Below are 20,630 nucleotides of genomic sequence, written 5' to 3' on the forward strand. Positions count from 1 at the left end.
TCCGCTTCGCTGCCGACCGCGACGAAGCGGCCCGCGGCGATCGCCACGGCTGTCGCTGTCGGGTTCGCGCGGTCGAGCGTCGTGATGCGCCCGTTGTGCAGGATCAGATCCGGTTGAGTATCGGTTGCGCTCATTAACATGTCCTCGATGCGTTCAGAAGCCGAGCCAGTGACGCACGGGCCCGATGGCCTGTGCGCCGATCAGCATGCCGGCGAGGCCGATCAGCGCGATCAGCGGCGGCGCCGGCGAGCGCACCTTGATCACGCTGTACACGACGCCGATCAGCACGCCGGCTGCCAACGACGATAGATAAGATTCCATAACGTTTCTCTCCCGGCCGGATTAGAATGACCCGCATCGCGTCGGCCGCATGTTGCGCCGCCGTCGTTCCCACTTCGCGTCCCTGTCATCCTGTCCGACCATGCAATCCCTTCCTGATCTCGAAGCCTGGGCCATCTTTGCGCGCGTCGCGGAAACCGGTTCGTTCGCGAAAGCCGCGGAACTGCTCGGCATCTCGCAACCGACCGTATCGAAGGCCATCGCACGCCTCGAAAAGCGCCTCGGCGCGATGCTGCTGTACCGCACGTCGCGCAAGCTGGCGCTCACGCCGACCGGCGAACTGCTGCGCGACCGCGCGATCCGCCTGCTCGCCGATGCGGAACTGATCGAGAGCGAGGCCTCCGCACAAGCGCTCGAACCGCACGGCCTCGTGCGCGTGAACGCGCCGATGTCGTTCGGGCTGCGCCATCTGTCGCCGCTGCTGCCCGCGTTTCTCGAACACTATCCGCGCGTCGACATCGACCTCGTGCTGACCGACCACATCGTCGACATCGTGTCCGGCGGCTTCGACGTCGCGATCCGCATCGCCGAGCTGAGCGATTCGTCGCTGCGCTCGCGCCGCCTGTGCGCGGTGCGCCGTCCGCTCGTCGCATCGCCCGCGTATCTCGACCAGCATGGCCGGCCCACGCATCCGCGCGACATCGAACAGCACGTGTGCCTCACCTACACGAACCTGCCGACGCCCGAGTACTGGCGCTTTCGCAATCCGGCATCGGGTGAGGAAACCGGCGTCTCGGTGCATGGACGCATCCGCACCAACAACGCCGACGTGATCGCCCCCGCGCTCGTCGCCGGTCACGGCCTCGCGCTGCAGCCCGAATTCCTGGTGTGGGACGAATTGCAGCGCGGCGAACTCGAGGAAGTGATGCACGACTGGAAGATCGCCGACATCAACGTCAACCTCGTCACGCCGCCCGGCATGCTGCGCGCCGCGCGCGTGACGGTGCTGCTCGATTTCCTCGCCGAACACTTCGCGCACGCGCCGTGGGCACTGCCCGCGGCCTGAGCGCGCGGCGACCGGCGAGCACCGCGGCCGGCGCATGCATCGCGCATGCACAATGCATGCCGGCCGCGGCGATCCGGCCGGTGGCCGGTTACTTCGCCGGGACGGCCGCGATCGACTCGTGCGGCGTCGCCGTGCGTTGCGGCGCCTTGTGGACCATCGTGTACGCATAGTCGACGCCCATCCCGTACGCGCCCGAATGCTCCTTCGCGATCGCCATCACCGCGTCATAGCTCTCGCGGCGCGCCCAGTCGCGCTGCCATTCGAGCAGAACCTGCTGCCACGTGACGGGCACGACACCCGCCTGCACCATCCGCTGCATCGCGAAATCGTGCGCGGCCTGCGTGGTGCCGCCCGATGCGTCGGCCACCATGTAGATCTCGTAGTCGCCTTCGAGCATCGCGCACAGTGCGAACGTGGTGTTGCAGACTTCCGTCCACAGACCGGATACGACCACCTTCTTGCGGCCGTTCGCGGCGAGTGCGTCACGCACCTTCTGGTCATCCCACGAATTCATCGACGTGCGTTCGAGCGTCTTCTGGTTCGGGAACACGTCGAGCAGCTCGGGATAGGTATGACCCGAGAAGCTCTCGCTTTCGACCGTCGTGATCGTGGTCGGGATGTTGAACACCTTCGCGGCCTTCGCGAGACCAACGACGTTGTTCTTCAGCGTCTGGCGATCGATCGACTGCACACCGAACGCCATCTGCGGCTGCTGGTCGATGAAGATCAGCTGGCTGTTCTGCGGAGTAAGTACTTCAAGCTTCGGATTGCTCATGGCGCATGGCGTCCTGTGAACGAAAAAAGGGCGGCCTTCCTCGACCGTGAAAACGGGAGGAGCCGGCGGTGTGTCGTACCGGATCGTCATCCGGCTCGAAATATTTAATCCGAAAACGCGTAGCGCGAACACCCAACAAACAGAATCGATGCGATTCCGGAAACGGCGTCCGTTCGGGGCCGCCCGCTCTTTTTTTCTTCACGCAAACCCGATACGCTTTCAAAACTTTGACGGTGCCGTTGCGGTGCCGCTCGGCCATCACGAGGCGCTCCTCCATGAAACCGTATGTCTTCTCGCTGCTCGCCGGCATCCTCGCCGGCGTCATCTACGGCGCGATCGGCGTGAACTCGCCCGCGCCGCCGATCATCGCGCTCACCGGCCTGCTCGGCATGCTGGCCGGCGAACAGATCCTGCCCGTCGCACGCCGCATGCTCGCCGGCCATCGGCTGAACGCCGCATGGCGCGACGCGAAGTGCAGCCAGCACATGTTCGGCCCGCTGCCCGGCGGCAGCACGAACGAACGCAAACCCTCATGATGCGCGCGCCCCGCACTTGCCGCACATGAGCAACGTCGAGCTGTTCCATTACCTGCTGCTGTTGATCTGCGGCGCCGGCGCGCTCACCTGGCTCGCGGAGCGGATCTCCATTCCACCGGCCGTCGTGCTGCTGCTCGGCGGCTGCGTCGTGGCCGTCGCCGGCAAGCGCGTGCCCGACATGGACCCGGCGCTGCTGCTCGCGGCCGTGCTGCCGCCGCTCCTGATGTCGAGCGGCTTCTACACCGCGTGGAAGGAATTCCGGCACGAACTCGCCTCGATCGCGTCGCTCGCGCTCGGCGCGGTGGTGTTCACGACGGTTGCGGTCGCGCTCGCCGTGCATGCGGCCAATCCGGCGTTGCCATGGGCCGCATGCTTCACGCTCGGCGCGATCGTGTCGCCGCCCGATGCGGTCGCCGCGAAGGCGATCCTGCAGCGCCATCCGCTGCCCGCGCGGCTCGTTGCGGTGCTCGAAGGCGAAAGCCTCGTCAACGATGCGTCGGGCCTGCTGCTGTATCAGATGGCCGTGTCCGCCGCGCTTGCCGTCACGCTCACGACCGCGAGCGCCACCGGCCTGTTCTTCTCGCTCACGCTGATCGGCATCGCGGTCGGCCTCGCGTGCGGCCATGCGATGTGCTGGGTGCTGCAGCGCCTGCGCGAGCCGATGCTCGGTATCGTCGTAACCTTTGCGATGGCGTGGGGCAGCTACGGGATCGCGGAAGCCGTGCACGGCTCCGGCGTGCTGTCGGTCGTGACCTGCGGCCTCGTGCTCGGCGTGCGCCAGCATCGCGTGTTCGGCGCCGACATGCGGATCAAGGCGAAGGCAACCTGGGAAGCGATCGTGTTCGTGCTCGACGCGCTCGTGTTCATCCTGATCGGCCTCGCGCTGCACGCGATCCTCGCGCGTGTGAACCACGAAGGCGCGGTGCTGATGGCCGGCCTGCGCGTCGCGCTGCCGGCGACGGCCGCCGCGATCGCCGCGCGCGTCGTATGGGTGTTCGTCGCGATGTGGCTGCCGGGCCGCCTGCGCGCCCCGCGCGCGGGTCATGCGCCGTGGTCGTGGCGTGAGGCCGTCGTGCTTGGCTGGTCCGGCATGCGCGGCGTCGTGAGCCTCGCGGCCGCCATCGCGCTGCCGAGCGACTTCCCCGGCCGCGACCTGATCCTGTTCAGCACGTTCCTGCTGATCATCGCGACGCTGGTCGTGCAGGGCGGCACGCTCGCGCCGCTGATCCGCGCGCTGAAGCTGCGCCCGGCCGCGCGGCACACGATGTCCGAGCACGCGGTGCGCGCGCATACGTTCGGCGCGGCGCTCGCCGAGCTCGACGCGCGCGAGCAGCGCGGCTCGGGCCTCGAACGCGCATCGCTCGACCGGCTGCTGACCGAATATCGCAGCCGCGTCGCGCTCAACGAACGCGCGCACCGCGACGGCGCGGAACCGGCGGACATGCGCGCGCGGATGCTGCGCGTCGAGCTCGAGCTGGTCGGCGTGTCGCGCGACGCGCTGCTCGACCTGCACCGCGACGGCCGGGTCGACGACACCGTGCTGCACCGCATAGAATCCGAGCTGGATTTCGAGGAACTGCGGCTGCAGCGTCTGCTCGAACCGTAACATCCGGCCATGCCCGGCCGGCTGCCGGGCCACCCTCTTCCCCACACGGAATTGCAATGAGCGAACTGTCCGTCGAAGCGAGCATCGGCTCGGTCGATTACCTGGTCCATTTCACCGACGGCGTCCATCAGTGGCGCGCCGACGAACCCGCATCGCTCGGCGGCGGCGATGCCGCGCCGACGCCCGTCGCGCTGCTGCTGTCGAGCCTCGGCGCCTGCACCGCGATCACGCTGAAGATGTACGCGCAACGCAAGGGCTGGCCGCTCGCCGAAGTGCACGTGAAGCTCGCACACGAATCGGGCAGCGCAGGCAGCACGATCGTGCGCCGCATCACGCTCGACGGCGACCTGTCGGACGAGCAGCGCGAGCGGCTGCTGCAGATCGCGAACGCATGCCCGGTGCACAAGATCCTCACGCACCCGATCACGATCGATACGGCCATCGCCTGACGTATTGCCTCCGACCCACGAGATCCCCACCATGTCCGCATCGATCAAGACCCTGCTCACGCCGCGCGAAAGCGACATCGGCAACCTCGTCGTGCGCCGCGTGCTGCCCGCGCGCGCCGCCCGCCTCGTCGGCCCGTTCATCTTCTTCGACGAGATGGGGCCGGCCGTGCTGCCGGCCGGCAGCGGCATCGACGTGCTGCCGCATCCACACATCGGCCTCGCGACCGTCACCTACCTGTTCGACGGCACGCTGATGCATCACGACAGCCTCGGCTTCCGCCAGAAGATCGTGCCCGGCGACGTGAACTGGATGACGGCCGGACGCGGCATCGTCCACTCGGAGCGTTCGCCCGACGAAGACCGGCCGCATGAGCAGCCTGTGCACGGGATCCAGACCTGGGTCGCGCTGCCGGTCGAGCACGAGGACACCGCGCCCGCATTCGTGCATCACGCGGCCGATACGCTACCGTCGTTCACGCGCGACGGCGCAAGCGTGCGCGTGATCGCGGGCACCGCGTTCGGGCTCACGTCGCCGGTCGCGGTGTTCTCGCCGACGCTCTACGCGTATGCGCAATTCGCGGCCGGCGGGCACCTCGCGCTCGATGCGGAACACGACGAGCGCGGCGTGTATCTCGTCGACGGCGACCTCTCGATCGACGGCACGCCGCTCGCGAGCGCGACGATGGCCGTGCTCGAACCCGGCGCGACCGTGGCGCTCGCGAGCACGAACGGCGCGCGCGTGATGCTGCTCGGCGGCGCGCACCTGCCGGGCGAGCGGTTCATCGAATGGAATTTCGTGTCGAGCGAGCGCGCGAAGATCGAGGCGGCCCGCAACGCGTGGGCCGCGCAGACCTTCGGCAAGGTGCCGGGCGAAGAGAACGAGTGGACGCGCCAGCCGGAGCGCAGGGCACAGTAAGTCGGTCCGTTCATCGACGCACGACGGCCGGCACGCACGCCGGCCGTCGTCCGTTTACCGCTTCAATCCCATCAGCTTCGCGAGCACCGGCCAGCGGTCGAGCGATTCGACGAACGCGCGCCGCGCCTGCTCGTCGACATAGCGGGCCGGATCCAGCGCGGGCAGGTGCCGCGCGAGGCCGAGCACGTCGTTCGGTTGCGACAGGCGATCGTCGTCGCCTTCGCCAATGTTGATTACTGTTCGTCGATCCATACACCATCCGGAGTCTTGACTGCGTAGCCGGCGTTCGTCTGCATCGTCACCGTGCCTTCGTTCTCGCCGACCATCCGCGTGCTCGGCAAGTCGGCCGCGTATTGCGCGAGCGTCACACCGGACTTGAACGGGCTGTTCGACACGAGATTCGACAGCAGCTGCGCGAGCGCGAGGAAGCTCGTCGGCTGGTCGATCACGGTCGTCGCGCCGTGGTTGCCGGCGAAACCGACGAGCCGCACGCCGACCGGCCCGTGAATGATGCGCGGCGTCGGAATCTCGCGCAGCCCCGCGACCTGGTTCTTGTCGCCGCGCAACGCGGCGCCGTGCTCGGGCACGAACACGATCACCGCGCGCCGGCCCGACTGCGCGATCAGGTCGGCGAGCCGGTCGAAGTCGTTCATCAGCCTGGTCGCGCGCTGCGGATACGAATCGATGCTGGTCAGCGAGCTGCCCACCACGCGGTTGCCGTCGTGCAGGCTGATCGTGTTGTAGTACAGCGCGACCGGCCCCGGCACCGACGCGCGCTGCGCGTACCAGTTCGCGAGCGTGCCGTAGTCGTCCTTGATCGCCGAGCCGTCGAACGCGTGCATCGCGACCGGTGCTGCCGCATTCGAGATCATCGGTGCGTCGGGCACGCCGATGTTGTCGTGAATGACCTGCAGGAAGTTGTCGAAGTGGCCATCGTGGTTCAGCAGCGACTGCACCGTGTAGCCGGCGGACGCGAGCTGCGAGAACAGGTAGCACTGCTGCGGCGCGCTCTTGTACAGGTCCGCATGCGCTTCCTGCCCGCAGCTCGCGCGCAGCACGCGGATCGCGGCCGGGCCGCTGTAGCTCGCGGCCGTGCTGAAGTTGTTGAACAGGTAGTCGAAGTGGCTCAGCATCGGGTGGTTGCGCACCTTCGCCGCATCGAGGTCGTCCCACGACAGCGAGCAGATGTGCAGCACGATCACGTCGAACTGCGCGGACGGATCGCTCGCGAGATGGCCGAACGCGACCTGCCGCTGCGACTCCTGCGCGCGGAACGTCGCGAGCGCCGCATTGTGATCCTCGGGCTGGCCGGAGCGCGCGCCCGCCGCGTTGGCCTGCTGCGGAAGCGGCGCGACGACCCGCGCCATCAGTCCGTTGCCGGCCTGCCACAGCGGCATCACGATCAGCACGGCGAGCACGAAGGTCGCGACGCGCACCCAGCGGTTGACGATGAAATAGACGATCAGCACGCCCACCACCGTCAGCACCAGCACCGGCGGCAACAGGCGCGGCAGCAGCTCCATCCAGTAGTCGAGGCGGAACGTGCTGACCTCGCGCGCGGCTTCCGCGAGGCGCGCGAGCGGCGGCGCATGCAGTTCGCGCGCGAAGAGCGGCACCGCGATCGCGATCGCGACGAGCTGCCGCACGACGCGCCATACGCGCTGCCGGATCGGCGCGCTCGCCGCGAGCGCCAGCGCGAACGCGAGGTTCGCGAGCCACATCGGCTGCAGATGGCCAGTCGCGAACAACGCGAACTTCAGGATGAAATACAGATTCCAGAACGTCATCTAAACCACTCCGTGATGGGCGCCGCGTCAGTCGCGCGCCCGATCGAGCTTTGGTGCCAGCATCGACTGCACGCCGCGCGCCACACCCTTCCACATCCGTACGTAACCGTCCAGGCCCACGCGCAGCACTTCCTTCAGCCCGCGCAGCGGCGTGTCCGCGCGCGTGCCCGCGTGCCAGTCGAGCCACGCGTCCGCACGGCCGAACGTGCACTGCACGAGCTGGCGCTCCTGCTCGAGCGTCAGCGCCTCGAAGCTCACGCCGACGTGGGTCGGCGTCACGCGGCTCACGCGCACCGGGAACGGGAATGGCCGGTCGCCGCGCGTCACGCACACCGTCAGCGTGTCGCCCACCGCGAGCGGCAGCCCCGGCACCGCTTCGAGGCCGAGCCCGCCCGTGGAGTAGTCGCTCGTGAAGCATGCGGCCGTCGAACCGTCGGCAAGCAGCAGCGTCGCCGGCACGCGCATCGCGATCCGGTGCGTGACGCGCACCTGCTTGGTCTCGCGCGCGACGGCCAGCGCCGCGCCGAGCATCGCGAGGTTGTAGACGGTCCAGCCGAGCGTGATCAGGATCGTCGACGCCTCGTCGCCCTGCTCGGCCACGAGCCGCCACAGTCCGGCCGCGATCGCGAGCACGTTCAGCGCGAACAGCACGAGGTACGGTTTCGACGTGGACCAGTCGACGTAGCCTTCGTCGATCTTGCCGCCCTTGTCGGTCACGTTGAACTTGCCGTGCTTCGGGCTGAAGAATGCGACGGTGGTCGGCAGCGCGATGTACCACGCGAGCACCGATTCGTAGACCTCAGCCCAGAACGAATGGCGATAGCGCCCCTGCATCCGCGAGTTCGCGACGTTCGCGAGCACCAGGTACGGGATCACGTAGCTCGCGAGCGCGATCGACGACGCATTGATGAAGTACAGATGGAAGAACAGGTACGCGAGCGGAATCGTCAGGAACACGAGCCGCGGGATCCCGTAGAAGAAATGCAGCATCGCGTTGCCGTAGCAGATCCGCTGGATGAAGCCGAGCCCGCGCCCGAGGAACGGGTTGTCGATGCGGAAGATCTGCGCCATCCCGCGCGCCCAGCGCGTGCGCTGCTTCACGTGGCCCGCGAGGCTCTCGGTCGCGAGGCCCGCCGCCTGCACGGTCGGCAGGTACGCCGACGTATAGCCGCGGCGATGCAGCTTGAGCGCCGTATGCGCGTCCTCGGTCACGGTCTCGACCGCGACGCCGCCCACCTCCTCCAGCGCGGTGCGCTTGAGCACCGCGCACGATCCGCAGAAGAACGTCGCGTTCCACAGGTCGTTGCCCGACTGCACGAGCCCGTAGAACAGGTTGCCCTCGTTCGGGATCTCGCGGAACGTGCCGAGGTTGCGCTCGAACGGATCGGGCGAGAAGAAATGGTGCGGCGTCTGCACCAGCGCGCATTTCGGGTCGTGCAGGAACACGCCCATCGTGGTCTGCAGGAACGAGCGCGTCGGCACGTGATCGCAGTCGAAGATCGCGATGTATTCGCCGTGCGTCTTGGGCAGTGCGCGGTTGATGTTGCCGGCTTTCGCGTGACGGTTGTCGTCGCGCGTCAGGTAGCCGATGCCGGCCTCCCGCGCGAACGCCGCGAACTCGGGGCGCCGCCCGTCGTCGAGCAGGTACACGCGCAGCTTTTCGGTCGGCCAGTCGATGCTCTGCGCGGCGAACACGGTCGGCTTCACGACCGACAGCGGTTCGTTGTAGGTCGGGATGTAGACGTCGACGCTCGGCCAGCTTTCGGGATCGTCGGGCAGCGGCACGATCGGCCGGTCGAGCGGCCACGCGGTCTGCACGAAGCCGAGCAGCAGGATCATCCACGTATAGGCTTCGGCGCCGTACAGCAGATAGCCGGCGACCGCCTCGACGGGGCTGCGGAAATCGAGCGTCTGGGTCGTGCGCCACCACACGTAGCGCACCGTGGCGAGCAGCGCGAGCGACGCGAGCGCGAGGGTCGGCAGATGGCCCGGCAGGCGACGCAGCGCGAGCGCCAGCACCGCGACGATCGCGAAGAACGCGAATTGCGCGCCGGGCATCAGCGGCGACATCCCGGCCGCGGCCCACATCAGCGCGCCGGCGATCAGCAGCAGCGGCGCGAGCCAGCGGTGCCGGCCGACGCCGTGCGCACGCGCGTCGAGCCAGCCGCCCCAGCGCGCCCACGGCAGGCGCTCGAGCAGCGCGTCGACGCGTGCGCCGAGTGCGCGCACCACGACGTAGACCGGCACGACGAACTTGTCGAACCACGCGAGCGGATCGCGCGCGGGCTGGCCGTCGGCCGCGCGCGGCGCGCGCACGATCGAGCGCCACAGCCATTCGCGCGGGCTCAGTGGCTGCAGCACACCCCACTCGCGTGCGAGCCACAGGAAGGCGGTGCGCATCCAGCGGCGCACGCGATCGGGCCGGCCGGGCGGCGGCGCATGGAAGAACAGCCGCACGAGCCAGTCGAGCAGCGTGCGCTGTGCCGGCAGCCCGATCCCGTGCGCGCACCAGTCGGTCGCACGTCGGACCGCGGCACGCCAGCGCGACGCGAACGCGGCTTTCATCGCGACGCTCCCGCACGGCCGGCCGCGGCCGCCGCGAGCCACGTGTCGACCCAGTTCGCGACGCCGTTCAGGTCGTGCGACACCTGCGAATACGGCGCGTCGTCGAAGATCCAGCTGCCGCGCGCGAGCGTTTCGGGCACGGCCGCGTCGACGTGGATCCGCTGTTCGAGCATCGACGCCGGCCCCGCGACCGCGCGCAGCATCGCGAGCGCATCGCGCTGCATGTCGCGCGCCGGGTTCAGCCGGTTCACGACGATCCGCAGATCGCGGTGGCCGGCTCGCAGCGCGTCCAGACGCGCGGCGACGGTTGCGCAGGCGGCCGGTTCGGGCGGCACGACGACGAGCGTCAGGTCGGCGCGGCGAATCGCCTGCTCGGCCTGTGGAGACGGATAGCGGGCCGTGTCGACCAGCAGGACACCGTCGGCCGGCAGCGCGATTTCGTCGAGCGCGCGCGACAGCCAGGCCGGATCGGCCGCGAGCCGCGCATCGCAGGCGGCAGCGCCTGCCGCATCGACCTGCCCGTACGGCACGAACAGCACGCCGTCGGCATTGCGCCACGTATGCGCGTGCCACGGCGCGGCGTCACCGAGCAGGCTGTGCGCAAGCCCGTGTTCGGCCAGCGTGTCGAGCCCGAGCGTCGCGCCCATCAGGTTCTGCGCGTCGAACTCGACCGCGACGACCGGCCGGCCGCGGCGTGCGAGCAGCACCGCGAGCGCGGCGGCGAGCGTCGTGCGGCCCGCGCCGCCGGTGGTCGACGTGATGGCGATCGTCTTCATTGCGCGGCCTCGTCGACGCCGCCGGCATCGGGCAGCAGGCGCCCGCGCAGCGCGACCGGCACGAGCTCGCACGGCACCGCTTCGCGCCGCTGCAGCCCGCGCGGCGCATGAAAACCGCGGCCGATGCCCAGGTGCTGCGCGACGATCCACACCGGCACCGCGATCGCGATGCCGACGATGAATCCGATGACGAGTTCGGCGATCATGCGTCCTCCGGCTTGCGCAGCGGCATCGCGCTGCGGATGGCGCCGCGCGTGCGCGCGACGGGAATGTCGGGTTCCGGCACCGATGTGTCGACGGGCTCGGGCGCCAGCGTCGCGCCGATCGCCTCGAGCGCGACAATCGTATCGATCGCGTCGATCGCACTGCTGACTTCGCTGATGTCGCTCGCTTCGGCCGACGCCGCGCCGAGATCGGCGCGCGCCGCCGGCGCACGCGCGGCGCCCGCCGGCTGCGTGGCCGCGAAGAGGTCGCTGTAGTCGGCGATCGGCGCGCGCCGGTTCTCGGTCTTCAGCGCATCGAGCTCGGTGTCGATGCTGCCTGCCCCGAGACACACGACGCGATCGGACAGCGTATCGACCGGCACGTCGAAGATCCGCGCGAGCGCGTCCTCGGCATCGGCCGGCTCGCACGCGAACAGGAACACGTACAGGTGTCCGGCATCGGCCGTCACGACATCGCCCGCGCGGCGCGGCCGGCAGTGCCGCAGCGCATCGACGTGCGACACGCCGGGCAGCAGCGCGATCTTCGCGAGCGTCTGCGGCAGCGCGAGCACGGCGCCGCGATCGAGCACCGCGCGAATCCGCAGGCAGAACGCGCCGACCGGCAGGTAGCCGAGCACCGAATCGCCGAGCGCCGCCGCGAGCGCCGCCCGATAGTCAGGCGCGACGGGCCGCGCGTAGAGCTGCCCGCGCAGCGCGTGCACGGCGGCCTGCATCCGCGACGCCGGCAGGTCGCGCGCGACGACGCGGTTCGCGCCGACGCTCAGCACCAGCATCTCGAACTGCTGGCGCAGCACCTCGTCGCGTTCGACGACGGCGATCTTCAGTGCACCGCCGCACTGCCGGCGCAGCGCGTGAACGGCTGCGCACAGCGCCTCGAGTTGCGCATGCGAGCGGAACGCGAGCACCGCGGTCGCGGCCTGCGCGTGCGCACAGGCCGCGACAACCGCTGCGTTGTCGTCGACGATTTCCCAGCCGGCGGGCACGCGGCCCGCGTCATCGAGCACCGCGCGGCTGACGACGACGCGATCCTCGTCGGTTGCGAGCTTCATCCGGCGCGACGGTTCGACGGCGCCGCCGTCGACGATCGCCGCGAGCCGGCCGCCCGGCGCGAAACGCAGCGGCCGTACTTCGCCGGCCGCGAGGGTCTCGCCCGCGCGCCAGAAATCGACGACCCACAGCAGCTCGCCATGCGTGCGCTGCAGCTGCGCGACGCCCGAGCACACGCCATGAAAGCCGCTGCGCGGCGCGCGATTCGCGTCGCGCACGAGCGGCGGATCGTCGGTGTCCGGATCGGCGCCGGTGCGCACGATCTCGGGATCGACCAGCAGCACCAGCGCGATCCGGTGCGTGCGGCACCAGTCGGCAAGCGCGTGGGCTTCTTCCGCGAGCGCGGCCGGATCCTCCCAGCTGAACCAGCGTTGCGCACCTTCGATGAAATACAGCGAGCGTGCGCGAAAACCGTAACGCTTCATCGCGCGCAAGCCGCCTGTGAGCCGGGCGAACGGACCGGGCGCCGCGCGGCGCGGCGCGGCGGGTTCGATCGCGGCATCGCCGTCGGCCGCCGCGGGCGCGGGCGGCATCGCCAGCACGTTCAGGTTGCGCGGCCAGCCGGCCGGCTGCGCGCCGCCCGCGAAACCGCGCGCCTGCATCTGCGCGGCAACGCGCGCCGCGTCGCGAGACAGCACGACCGTCACGTCGCGCGTGCGCGACTGCCGCGCGCTTTCCCACACCAGCGCGTCGCACGCCGGCGTGCCGGCGGCCGCATAGACGACGTACAGGCCGCCCGCTTCCAGTTGCGTCCAGGTATCGGGCAGCCCGTCGATCGCGAGCCGGCTCAGCGGGCCGGTACGGCCGCCCACCGGCCCCATGCGCAGCAGCGCGCGCAGGCGGCCCAGCAGGCTGGCGGCGCCGAGCGCGGGACGGGTTGCATCGATTTCCGTATTCACGCGTTCCTCTAGTAATCCGAATAAAGCCGTACCGGCGTCGGCGTGACGAGCCAGCTGCGCTGCGCGCGTGCGTCGAACGCATAGCGCAGGTACACGAGCGCCGAACTCGGCGCATAGTCGTGCGACCGGTCGACGTGCAGTTGCGCGCCGACGCTCAGGTGCGGATTCACGCGATACTCGACGATGCCGTTTACGCCGTACGAGAACGACACGCCGCGCGTCGAGCTGCCCGTGTAGACGAGTCCGGCGGCCTCCTGCAGGGCGCGCTGGTCCGTGAAGGTCGGGTAGAACAGCGAATCCTTCTCATAGCTGTTCGAGATCCCGGCCGTGACGGTCAGGTCCCACGACAGCGCATCGCGCCGCCCCGCCCACTCGATCGGCACGCCGAGCGACAGGTAGCGCTGCGGGCTGTAATAGCCACCCTGCCCGTACGTGTAGTAGCGCAGGTTCTGCGCGTAGTGCCACGCGTTGCCGACGAGCCCGGTACTCACCTTCATCGTCGCACGTTCGTACACGGGCACCGTGAAACCGGAGCGCAGCGTGACTTCCGCATTGCGCTCGACGTTCTCGCCGGACAGCACGCCCGCGCCAAGTTCGGCGAACACGTTCACGCGGCCGACGTCGACCGATGCGCGCAGGTTCACGCCATCGCGGCGCACGCCGCCCCACACCGCACCGGTCCACGGATCGCGCATCCCCGCATACGACAGCACGCTGCTCGTTTCCGGCCGCCGCGATGCATTCACGGTGAAGCTCGCGGGGCCCGCATCGAAGCGATAGCGCACGCCGCCGACCAGGTAATGCACCGGGAAGCCGAGCGGCGACGTGCCGAGATCGAAGCGCCACGCGTCGGTGCGATAGCCGGCGCCGATCGCGACGCCCGTCATCGGCTGGTGCAGGTCGCCCTGTCGATTCGCGATCACCCCGGCGGCCAGCAGATTCCACGGAAACATTGACGATCCGGCCAGGGCGTTGAGCCCCCCGTAAGTCCCGAAGGTCTTCAGCGAATACGCGTTCGGGTCGCGCGTATCGAGCGTGCCGGCATCCAGATGCACGGTGTCGAGCTGCAGGAACGCATGCCCGTCGTAGCGCACCGGCACCTGCATGTAGATCGGCACCTGCTGCGCGCGGTACGCGGAAATCCCTTCGTCGCCCGACTTGTACGCAGGCAGCCAGCCGATCTCGATCTCCGGGTCGCGCCGCTGCTCGAGATCCGCGAACGCGGCCTGCGCGGGCGTGCGGCCGTCGCGGCCCGGGCTCACGCCGCTCGCGCGTTCCTGCGACAGCGACAGCCGGTACAGAGACGCCGCATCGTCATAGCGGCCCTGTGCCTCGGCCACGCGCCCCGCTGCAACCGTCACGTCGGCGCGCGCCGGATACGCGGCCTGCAGTTCGTCGGTTACCCGCGCGGCTTCGTCCGGGCGGCGCAGCGCGTTCAGGCGGCGTACGACCGACAGTCGCGTATCGACGTCGTCGTCCGGCGTGCGTGCGAGCACGGCCTGCACGCGGGCGAGTGCGGCCGCGCGATGGCCGCTGTCCTCGTCGATCCGCGCGAGCGCGAGCTGCGTATCGGCATCGTCCGGCGTGCGCGCGACGAGCGGCGCGAGTGCGTCGCGCGCCGCATCGTAGTGCCCTTGCGCGCGTTCGAGATCGGCCAGTTCGAGTGCGTAGCGCTTGTCCGCGCGGCCGGCCGGGCTCGCACGATCGAGCAGCGTGCGGGCGCGCGCATAGTCCTGCTGCGCGATCGCGTCGTCCGTCTGCCGCAGCACGAGCCGCAGCGACTGATCCTCGAGGCGCGCGGTCTGTGCGGGCGTCAGTGCCGGTTCGCGGCGCAGCGTATCGAGCCACGCGGCGAGCGCGTCGTCGCGCCCCGCGCTGCCGAGCAGGTCGCCGTAGCGCAGCCGCACGTCGGTATCGGCCTCGTGCGGATGCGCGGCGATCCAGTCGCGCAACGGCGCGAGGCCGCGCTCGGGTTCGCCCGCATCGATCCACTGCGCGCCGATCGCGGCCAGCATGTCGGGATCGTCCGGCGCGCTCGCCTGTGCATGCGCGAGCGACGCGGCAAACGCCGCGCGATCGCCGCGGCCAAGCGCGCCGCGCGCGTCGGCCAGCGCGCTTTGCGCGTCGAGCTTGCGCGCGAGCGCACGCATGCCGTCCGAGCGGTGCGCGTCGTCGACGCCCGCGAGCGCGGCCCGCGCGCCGGCGATGTCGTCGAGCGAGTTGCGATACAGCGCGGTCGCATAGCGCATCTCGGGCGTATCGCTCTGCGCGAGCCCGTCGTCCATCACCGTGCGGCCGAACTGCGGCAGCCCCATGTCGCGATACAGCCGCGCGAGCGCGAAGCGCGTCCACGGCGCATCGGGCGCCGCGCGCACCGCTGCTTCGTAGCGTTGCGCGGCCGGCCCGCGTTCGCCCTTCTCCGCAAGCGCCCGCGCCTGGTTCTCGAGCAGGTCGGCGCGCAGGCCGTCGAGCGCGCGGCGATCGTCGCGGCCCGTCACGCGGCCTTGCAGCGCGTCGAGCAGCGGGCCGATGCGGTCCGCGCGGCCGGTGTTCTCGTACAGCGTCGCGGTGTCACGCACGGCCGACACGTTCGGCGAACGGGCGGCCAGCAGTTCGCGCAGCAGCGGCTCTGCGCGTGCCCAGTCGCGCTGCGCGAGCAGCGCATCGGCGAGCTGCAGCTTCGCGTCGGGGCTGCCGGGCTGCATCGCGAGCGCGGCGCGCGCCGCGCGCTCGGCGTCCTGCGACCGCCCGGCCGAAGCCGCCGCGCGGCCTTGTGCGAGCAGCCCCCAGAACTGCGCGGTGCGCGCGAGGCTCTGCCACTTGCCGCGCTGGTCGGTCGACAGCGCCGCGGCACGCGTGAACAGCGCGCGCGCTTCGTCGTGCCGGCCCTCGCGCAAACGCAGCAGGCCGAGCCCGCCGAGCGCATCGGCATCGTCGGAGCGTGCCCGTGCGGCGCGCGCGAGCAGCGGATCGGCGCCGGCCAGGTCGCCGCGCGCGAGCGCCTGCAGGCCGCGCTGCTGCGCGATGTAGTCGGGATCGCGTTCGAGCCGGCGCTGCGCGTCGCGCTGCCGGTCGAGTGCGGCGACGCGATCGCTGAATTCGGTGTCGTCCGGCACGAGCGCGAGATACGCATGCAGCGCATCGAGATACGCGGGATCGTTGCCGGCCGACTGCAGCACGCGCCGCCACACGGCCATCGCTTCCGTATGGTCGACGTCGGCCCGCTTCGCGAGCGACCACGCGATCCGGTTCGCTTCCGCGCGCGTGTCGTCGCGCTGGTTCAGGAGCCGCGCGAGCGCCAGCGCCGCGCTCGCGTCCTGCGGATCGGCCGCGACCGCGCGGCGCAGCGCGGCGACCGCCGGCTCGCGGCCGCCCGGCGCGTTCGAGACGATCTGGTAGTACTCGGCACCGAGCGCGCCGGCCGGCGCGCCGTTCGGAAACAGCGCGACGATCCGCCGGGCCGCCTCGTCGGCGCGGCCGCTGCGCGCGAGCAGGCGGATCTGCGCCATCTCGCCGCGCCCGCTCGTCGCGACGCGGTATTCGTCGGCCGCGCGCCGCGTGTCGGGCGCCGCGCTCGCGCGTGCCTGCAGGCGTGCCAGTGCGGCCTGCGCGCCTTGCGCGTCGCCGAGCCGCAGCAGCACGCGCATCTGTTCCGCGAGCAGTTCGGGATCGTCCGGCGCGATCAGGAGCCCCTTGCGCAGCGCATCGCGCGCGAGGTCGTCGCGATGCTTCGCGCCCCACATGCGGGCGGTCGCGAGCTGGCGCCGCGCATCGGACGGATCGGCCGTGGCCGGCGCCGGCGCGGCCTTCGGCGCGACGGTTTTCGGCGGCGTCGCGGCGACGGCGGCCGCGGCGGGCACCGCCGCCCAGACCGACGACGCAAGCCACGCGAACCCCGCGACGCGCGGTGCGGTGCGCTTCATCGGACCGCGCATGGACGGCCCTCCCAGCGCGCGTCGAGCGACCCGTCCGCGCCGAACCGGTAGCGGCCGTCGCGCCAGCCGAGGCCGAACAGCGTCAGCACGCTCGTGTAGTAACCGGGCGCCGACTGGCGCGCGAGCGCATCGACACGGGCCGCCTGCGCATCGGCGAGCGCATGCTGGCCGCGCGCGTCGAGGAACGGCACGGCCGCCGCGGAGAAGCCGCCGTTGCCGTCGTTCGGCCCCGCGACGCCGGTCGTCGTGTCGACCTTTTCCGGCGGCGCGCCATGCGCGGCGATGTAGTCGGCAAAGGGTGCAAACCGCGCGAGCAGCGGCGCGGCGAGCGGATCGGCACGATCGAGCATGCCGGCCCACAGGTACACGCGGATCGCGTTGTACGCGCTTTCCGCGTGGGTCTGCGGATCGGGCCCGAAGCCGGCGCCCGCACGATACAACGACCAGTCGGGCGAAAAACCCTTCGGCGCGGTGTCGAGCAGCACGCGGCCGGTGCTGGCCGCGAGCGCGGCCCAGCGGCGATCGTCGGGCAGGCGCGCCGCGAGCCCGCGGATCACCTGCGGCGGCGAATAGCTCGGGTTCACGCGCCATTGACCATTGGCGAGCTTGAACCCGGTCGGGCCGGGCAGCAGCGTGAGGCCGAGGCCCGGCACGCTGGCCGTCTCGTCGTCGAGCACGCGCTTCGCGAGCAGCGCGCCACGCGCGCCATAGCTGCGCTCGCGCCACAGCCGGCCGGCTTCGACGAGCGTATAGGCAATCCACAGGTCGGCATCCGACGCCGCGTTCGCGTCGAGCACGCGCCATGCGCCGTCCGGCGCGCGGCCCCACAGCCATGCGGGCAGACGGGCGCTCAGGTCGCCCTGCGCGAGGTTGTTCTCGGTCCATGCGAGGATCGTGTCGAACGTGCGCCGGTCGTTCGCGACGAGCGCGAAGAACAGTCCATACGCCTGCCCCTCCGATACCGTGCGCGAATCGGCCGAACCGACGTCGATCACCCGGCCGTCGGCCGACACGAAATCGCGCTTGAACGCATCCCAGCGCGGCCACGCCGCGCCGCACTGCACATCGGTCGCACCGCTTTGCGCCGCCTGCGCGCGCCCGGCGGCGCCGGTCGCCGCGCACGCTGCCGCGACGGCCAGCACGAGCGTCGCGCCGGCGCGACACGCCGGCTGCGTGGCCCGTCGCCTTGCAAATGCCCACGCCATCCGTTACATCCCCCGGCGGCGCGCGGCGATTCTCTGCAGCACGCTGAACACGCCGAGCGCGAGCAACAGCCCCGCGACGACGCCGACCACGCCGAGCACGACCGGATGCCGCGCCGCGTGCGTCCACACGCGCGCATACCACGGCACGAAGCCGACCACGTACGGCTCGCCGACGCGCAGGCTGTCGACCTGCCCCGGCCGCACCAGCGCGAGGTCGCCCTGCAACTGCGACACGAGGCCCGGCTTCTGGAATACGTCGAGCAGGTCGGCCAGGCGCGCCTGATCGGTCGCCGTCAGTGCGACGACGCTGCGGCCGTGGCTGCCCGGCAGCTCGAAGCCGGCGAGCGCGGCAAGCGAGCCCGTCTGTTCGATATGCGCGCTGCCGTCGGCCATGCCGATGCCGTTGCGCCAGCGCTCCTTCACCGAGAAAGCGACGCGCGTCGTGCCCGTGCCGGGCTGCTGGTCGATCGACAGCGGCAGCGCCGCACGCCAGCGCGACAGCAGCGGCGACGCGGGCGAGCCGTCGATCACGAGCAGGTCCTTGCGGCCCGCGAGCGCCGCGACGTCGCCGGGCCGCGCGACCTGCACGCGCAGCGCCGGGAAGCCGGTCCACTGGCCCATGTGGCCGAGCATCGTCAGGTAGGCTTCGAGCTCCTGCGGCGACGGCCGGTCGGGGATCACGACGGCCGTCTGCGACAGGTCGGCGTAGCGCGTAAACGGGAAGCCGCTGTTCGCGAAGAACGCGAGGTTCGGCAATTGCGCGTAGTGGACGAAGTGCGAGAAGTCGATCGTCGAATCGGGATCGATCGCCGCACGCTGCGGCTCGGTCGCGGTGCTCGAGCAGAGCCCCGTCTTCTGCGAATCGAGCGTGAAGCGGAACTGCAGCTGGTTGCCGCTGCCGACGCGGAACGCCGGAATGTCGACATCGCTCGTCACGCGCCCTTCCGGCACCGACAGCAGCGGCAGCTGCATGCGCCCGCGCGCATCTTCCGCATGGGCCGGCCCGAGCCGGTACGACTTCACGAGCTGGTCGTTGATCTCGACGGCGAGCGTCGAGTTGTCCTGCACGGTCGGCGCCGTATAGCGGTAGCGCAGCGTGATCGGCACGCCCGAGCCGTTCCACGAATGGAGATCGGCCGGCACGCGCAGGTTCAGGCGGATCGCGTCGGGCGACGTGCCGCGCACCTCGAGTTCGCGCGGATCCGACACCAGCTCGCGGAACGTGATCGGCCGGTTCACCGGCAGCCAGCGCGGCGCATCGTACGGCTTGCGCGGCGCGCCGAGATCGACGTGCGCAACCGTCGCCGCCGGGCCCGACAGCGCCGCTCGGCCGAGCACGAGCGTCGCGACCGCGTCGTCGACCTCGGCCGCCGTGCGGCCCGTCACGACCAGCAGCTTGCGGCCCGGCGCAGCCGGGTTGTCGGCAACGGCGAGCAACGGGCCGTTGACCGACGGCAGCGCGAGGCCGGCCGGCAGGGTCGCGACCGTGCCGATCACCACCGCCTGGTCGTCGGCCGGCAGCGTCGCCGCGACCGGGAAGCGCGCCTGCCGGTAGTCGGCCTGCGCGCCGAACCACGACGCGAGCACCCCGGCGCTGCGCAGCGTCGCCGAATCGGGCGACGCCGGCAGCACGAACGGCAGCCGCAGCAGCCCGTTGTCGCGCCGATCGAAGAACGGCGCGGGCAGCAGTGCGAGATCGTTCGGCAGGCGTACCGGCGATTCGTCGAGGATCAGCTCGCTCGTCGGGCTCACGTCGGCCCACAGCGCCGAGTTCGACGGGTCCTCGCAGTGATCGAGCGAGTAATGCGCGATCAGGCGCAAGCCGATCTGGTTGAAATCGGAGAAGTAGCGCGGATCGATCGGGATGTCCTGCGTGACCGTCCGGCCCGCACGCGTCGCGTCGAACGGGACGGTCGTGACCACCTCGCCGTTGACCGACACCTTCAGGTGCGACATCGGGAACACGAGCGACGGCGAATACGCGTAGGTCAGGCGCAGCCGCGCGCCGGTGACCACGCGATCGAGCCGCACGCCCGCGTTGATCGTGCGCGCGTCGTCGGCACCGCGCAGGCGCACCGGGTCGAATGCGCCGAGCGACGCGAACGGCAGGCGCAAAGTCGTCGCCGGCAGGCCGGCGGACGCGGAAGTACCGGTGGCGCCCGGCGCGGCGGCGAGCGTCGGCACGGCCGCGCCGCTGGCGAGCGCCGGCGCGCCCGGACCGTCGACGGACGCCGAAGCGGCGGCCGGCACCGCCGGCATCGGCGCGGCCGACAGCGCGGCCGCATGGAGCGCGCCGAACGCGGCGACCGACAGGACGAACAACGACGTGGCCGGCTTCATGCGCGGCTCCGCATCGGCGTGATCATCCGGTCGTCAAGCGCATCGCGATCGATGCGCGTAAAGCAGCTATGCCCGTGAGTGCACATCCCCACTGCTTCCTCTCATGTATGTCTGGCTCTGGCCTGAATGCAATTATCGAAACGACGCGGCGGATTCTTGTGCAGCCAGTTCGTCGTACTACGCGCCTGCCATCCGCGCTCGCTCATTCGTCACACTATCTCAAAA

Annotated in this window: 17 protein-coding genes; 5 read left to right on the forward strand and 12 right to left on the reverse strand. The window is 70.7% G+C overall.

Annotated elements, in window-relative coordinates; genetic code table 11:
• Positions 1 to 153: 153 nt before the first annotated feature.
• Positions 154 to 321: a DUF1427 family protein gene (locus DIE15_RS11260; protein ID WP_057928335.1), complete on the reverse strand. Its 168-nt coding sequence runs from the start codon at positions 319 to 321 to the stop codon at positions 154 to 156.
• Between the two features lie 100 nt (positions 322 to 421).
• Between DIE15_RS11260 and DIE15_RS11265 the strand changes: the two genes are divergently transcribed.
• Positions 422 to 1,345, forward strand: coding sequence for a LysR family transcriptional regulator (locus DIE15_RS11265; RefSeq protein ID WP_057928336.1), 924 nt, complete (start codon positions 422 to 424; stop codon positions 1,343 to 1,345).
• An 88-nt stretch (positions 1,346 to 1,433) separates the two neighbouring features.
• Here DIE15_RS11265 and DIE15_RS11270 read toward each other — a convergent pair whose 3' ends face one another.
• Positions 1,434 to 2,120 (reverse strand): hydrolase, encoded by a 687-nt coding sequence (locus tag DIE15_RS11270; protein WP_124833218.1) that lies wholly within the window; start codon positions 2,118 to 2,120, stop codon positions 1,434 to 1,436.
• A complete protein-coding gene (locus DIE15_RS11275; RefSeq protein ID WP_124833219.1) occupies positions 2,101 to 2,397 on the reverse strand; it encodes a hypothetical protein in 297 nt (98 codons plus the stop codon). The genes DIE15_RS11270 and DIE15_RS11275 overlap by 20 nt, the downstream gene beginning before the upstream one ends.
• Here DIE15_RS11275 and DIE15_RS11280 point away from each other — a divergent pair.
• From DIE15_RS11280 to DIE15_RS11295, 4 genes are read left to right on the forward strand one after another with little or no spacing between them, the layout of a single operon-like run.
• Positions 2,396 to 2,656 carry a XapX domain-containing protein gene (locus tag DIE15_RS11280; protein ID WP_057928337.1) on the forward strand — a complete coding sequence of 87 codons (261 nt, stop codon included), beginning with the start codon at positions 2,396 to 2,398 and terminating at the stop codon, positions 2,654 to 2,656. The genes DIE15_RS11275 and DIE15_RS11280 overlap by 2 nt on opposite strands.
• Before the next feature lie 25 nt (positions 2,657 to 2,681).
• The gene (locus tag DIE15_RS11285) at positions 2,682 to 4,262 is read left to right on the forward strand and encodes a Na+/H+ antiporter (RefSeq protein WP_057928338.1); all 1,581 of its coding nucleotides are present in this window, start codon (positions 2,682 to 2,684) and stop codon (positions 4,260 to 4,262) included.
• A gap of 56 nt (positions 4,263 to 4,318) precedes the next feature.
• Complete coding sequence (locus DIE15_RS11290; RefSeq protein ID WP_124833220.1) at positions 4,319 to 4,711, forward strand: OsmC family protein; 393 nt, start codon at positions 4,319 to 4,321, stop codon at positions 4,709 to 4,711.
• A gap of 31 nt (positions 4,712 to 4,742) precedes the next feature.
• Positions 4,743 to 5,627, forward strand: a complete 885-nt coding sequence (locus DIE15_RS11295; RefSeq protein ID WP_124833221.1) for a pirin family protein — start codon at positions 4,743 to 4,745, stop codon at positions 5,625 to 5,627.
• Between the two features lie 54 nt (positions 5,628 to 5,681).
• Here DIE15_RS11295 and DIE15_RS11300 read toward each other — a convergent pair whose 3' ends face one another.
• From DIE15_RS11300 to bcsB, 9 genes are read right to left on the reverse strand one after another with little or no spacing between them, the layout of a single operon-like run.
• On the reverse strand, positions 5,682 to 5,879 hold the full coding sequence (locus DIE15_RS11300; protein WP_006761544.1) for a hypothetical protein: 198 nt from the start codon (positions 5,877 to 5,879) through the stop codon (positions 5,682 to 5,684).
• Positions 5,861 to 7,414, reverse strand: coding sequence for a cellulose biosynthesis protein BcsG (gene bcsG, locus DIE15_RS11305; protein WP_124833222.1), 1,554 nt, complete (start codon positions 7,412 to 7,414; stop codon positions 5,861 to 5,863). The genes DIE15_RS11300 and bcsG overlap by 19 nt, the downstream gene beginning before the upstream one ends.
• 27 nt (positions 7,415 to 7,441) lie before the next feature.
• On the reverse strand, positions 7,442 to 9,979 hold the full coding sequence (bcsA, locus tag DIE15_RS11310) for a UDP-forming cellulose synthase catalytic subunit (RefSeq protein ID WP_057928435.1): 2,538 nt from the start codon (positions 9,977 to 9,979) through the stop codon (positions 7,442 to 7,444).
• Positions 9,976 to 10,755, reverse strand: a complete 780-nt coding sequence (gene bcsQ, locus DIE15_RS11315) for a cellulose biosynthesis protein BcsQ (protein ID WP_057928342.1) — start codon at positions 10,753 to 10,755, stop codon at positions 9,976 to 9,978. The genes bcsA and bcsQ overlap by 4 nt, the downstream gene beginning before the upstream one ends.
• Complete coding sequence (locus DIE15_RS11320) at positions 10,752 to 10,961, reverse strand: hypothetical protein (protein ID WP_057928343.1); 210 nt, start codon at positions 10,959 to 10,961, stop codon at positions 10,752 to 10,754. The genes bcsQ and DIE15_RS11320 overlap by 4 nt, the downstream gene beginning before the upstream one ends.
• Positions 10,958 to 12,925: a cellulose biosynthesis protein BcsE gene (gene bcsE / locus DIE15_RS11325; protein ID WP_057928344.1), complete on the reverse strand. Its 1,968-nt coding sequence runs from the start codon at positions 12,923 to 12,925 to the stop codon at positions 10,958 to 10,960. Before bcsE ends, DIE15_RS11320 begins: the two co-directional genes overlap by 4 nt.
• A gap of 8 nt (positions 12,926 to 12,933) precedes the next feature.
• Entirely contained in the window at positions 12,934 to 16,860 is a 3,927-nt protein-coding gene (locus DIE15_RS11330) for a cellulose synthase subunit BcsC-related outer membrane protein (RefSeq protein WP_124833223.1), read from the reverse strand.
• The gene (gene bcsZ / locus DIE15_RS11335) at positions 16,845 to 18,065 is read right to left on the reverse strand and encodes a cellulose synthase complex periplasmic endoglucanase BcsZ (RefSeq protein ID WP_124833224.1); all 1,221 of its coding nucleotides are present in this window, start codon (positions 18,063 to 18,065) and stop codon (positions 16,845 to 16,847) included. Before bcsZ ends, DIE15_RS11330 begins: the two co-directional genes overlap by 16 nt.
• Positions 18,066 to 18,068: 3 nt before the next feature.
• Entirely contained in the window at positions 18,069 to 20,405 is a 2,337-nt protein-coding gene (gene bcsB, locus DIE15_RS11340) for a cellulose biosynthesis cyclic di-GMP-binding regulatory protein BcsB (protein WP_124833225.1), read from the reverse strand.
• Positions 20,406 to 20,630 lie beyond the last annotated feature (225 nt).

The organism is Burkholderia sp. Bp9031, from assembly GCF_003857965.1.
In the GTDB taxonomy this organism is placed as follows: domain Bacteria; phylum Pseudomonadota; class Gammaproteobacteria; order Burkholderiales; family Burkholderiaceae; genus Burkholderia; species Burkholderia ambifaria_A.

Bases quoted from the DNA above. Each gene is read 5' to 3' on its own strand.
- DIE15_RS11300 (WP_006761544.1), bottom strand. From the start codon at position 5,879: ATGGATCGACGAACAGTAATCAACATTGGCGAAGGCGACGACGATCGC.
- bcsA (WP_057928435.1), bottom strand. From the start codon at position 9,979: ATGAAAGCCGCGTTCGCGTCGCGCTGGCGTGCCGCGGTCCGACGTGCG.
- bcsQ (WP_057928342.1), bottom strand. From the start codon at position 10,755: ATGAAGACGATCGCCATCACGTCGACCACCGGCGGCGCGGGCCGCACG.
- DIE15_RS11275 (WP_124833219.1), bottom strand. From the start codon at position 2,397: ATGGAGGAGCGCCTCGTGATGGCCGAGCGGCACCGCAACGGCACCGTC.
- DIE15_RS11270 (WP_124833218.1), bottom strand. From the start codon at position 2,120: ATGAGCAATCCGAAGCTTGAAGTACTTACTCCGCAGAACAGCCAGCTG.
- bcsB (WP_124833225.1), bottom strand. From the start codon at position 20,405: ATGAAGCCGGCCACGTCGTTGTTCGTCCTGTCGGTCGCCGCGTTCGGC.
- bcsZ (WP_124833224.1), bottom strand. From the start codon at position 18,065: ATGGCGTGGGCATTTGCAAGGCGACGGGCCACGCAGCCGGCGTGTCGC.
- DIE15_RS11330 (WP_124833223.1), bottom strand. From the start codon at position 16,860: ATGCGCGGTCCGATGAAGCGCACCGCACCGCGCGTCGCGGGGTTCGCG.
- DIE15_RS11280 (WP_057928337.1), top strand. From the start codon at position 2,396: ATGAAACCGTATGTCTTCTCGCTGCTCGCCGGCATCCTCGCCGGCGTC.
- DIE15_RS11265 (WP_057928336.1), top strand. From the start codon at position 422: ATGCAATCCCTTCCTGATCTCGAAGCCTGGGCCATCTTTGCGCGCGTC.
- bcsG (WP_124833222.1), bottom strand. From the start codon at position 7,414: ATGACGTTCTGGAATCTGTATTTCATCCTGAAGTTCGCGTTGTTCGCG.
- DIE15_RS11295 (WP_124833221.1), top strand. From the start codon at position 4,743: ATGTCCGCATCGATCAAGACCCTGCTCACGCCGCGCGAAAGCGACATC.
- DIE15_RS11320 (WP_057928343.1), bottom strand. From the start codon at position 10,961: ATGATCGCCGAACTCGTCATCGGATTCATCGTCGGCATCGCGATCGCG.
- DIE15_RS11290 (WP_124833220.1), top strand. From the start codon at position 4,319: ATGAGCGAACTGTCCGTCGAAGCGAGCATCGGCTCGGTCGATTACCTG.
- DIE15_RS11260 (WP_057928335.1), bottom strand. From the start codon at position 321: ATGGAATCTTATCTATCGTCGTTGGCAGCCGGCGTGCTGATCGGCGTC.
- DIE15_RS11285 (WP_057928338.1), top strand. From the start codon at position 2,682: ATGAGCAACGTCGAGCTGTTCCATTACCTGCTGCTGTTGATCTGCGGC.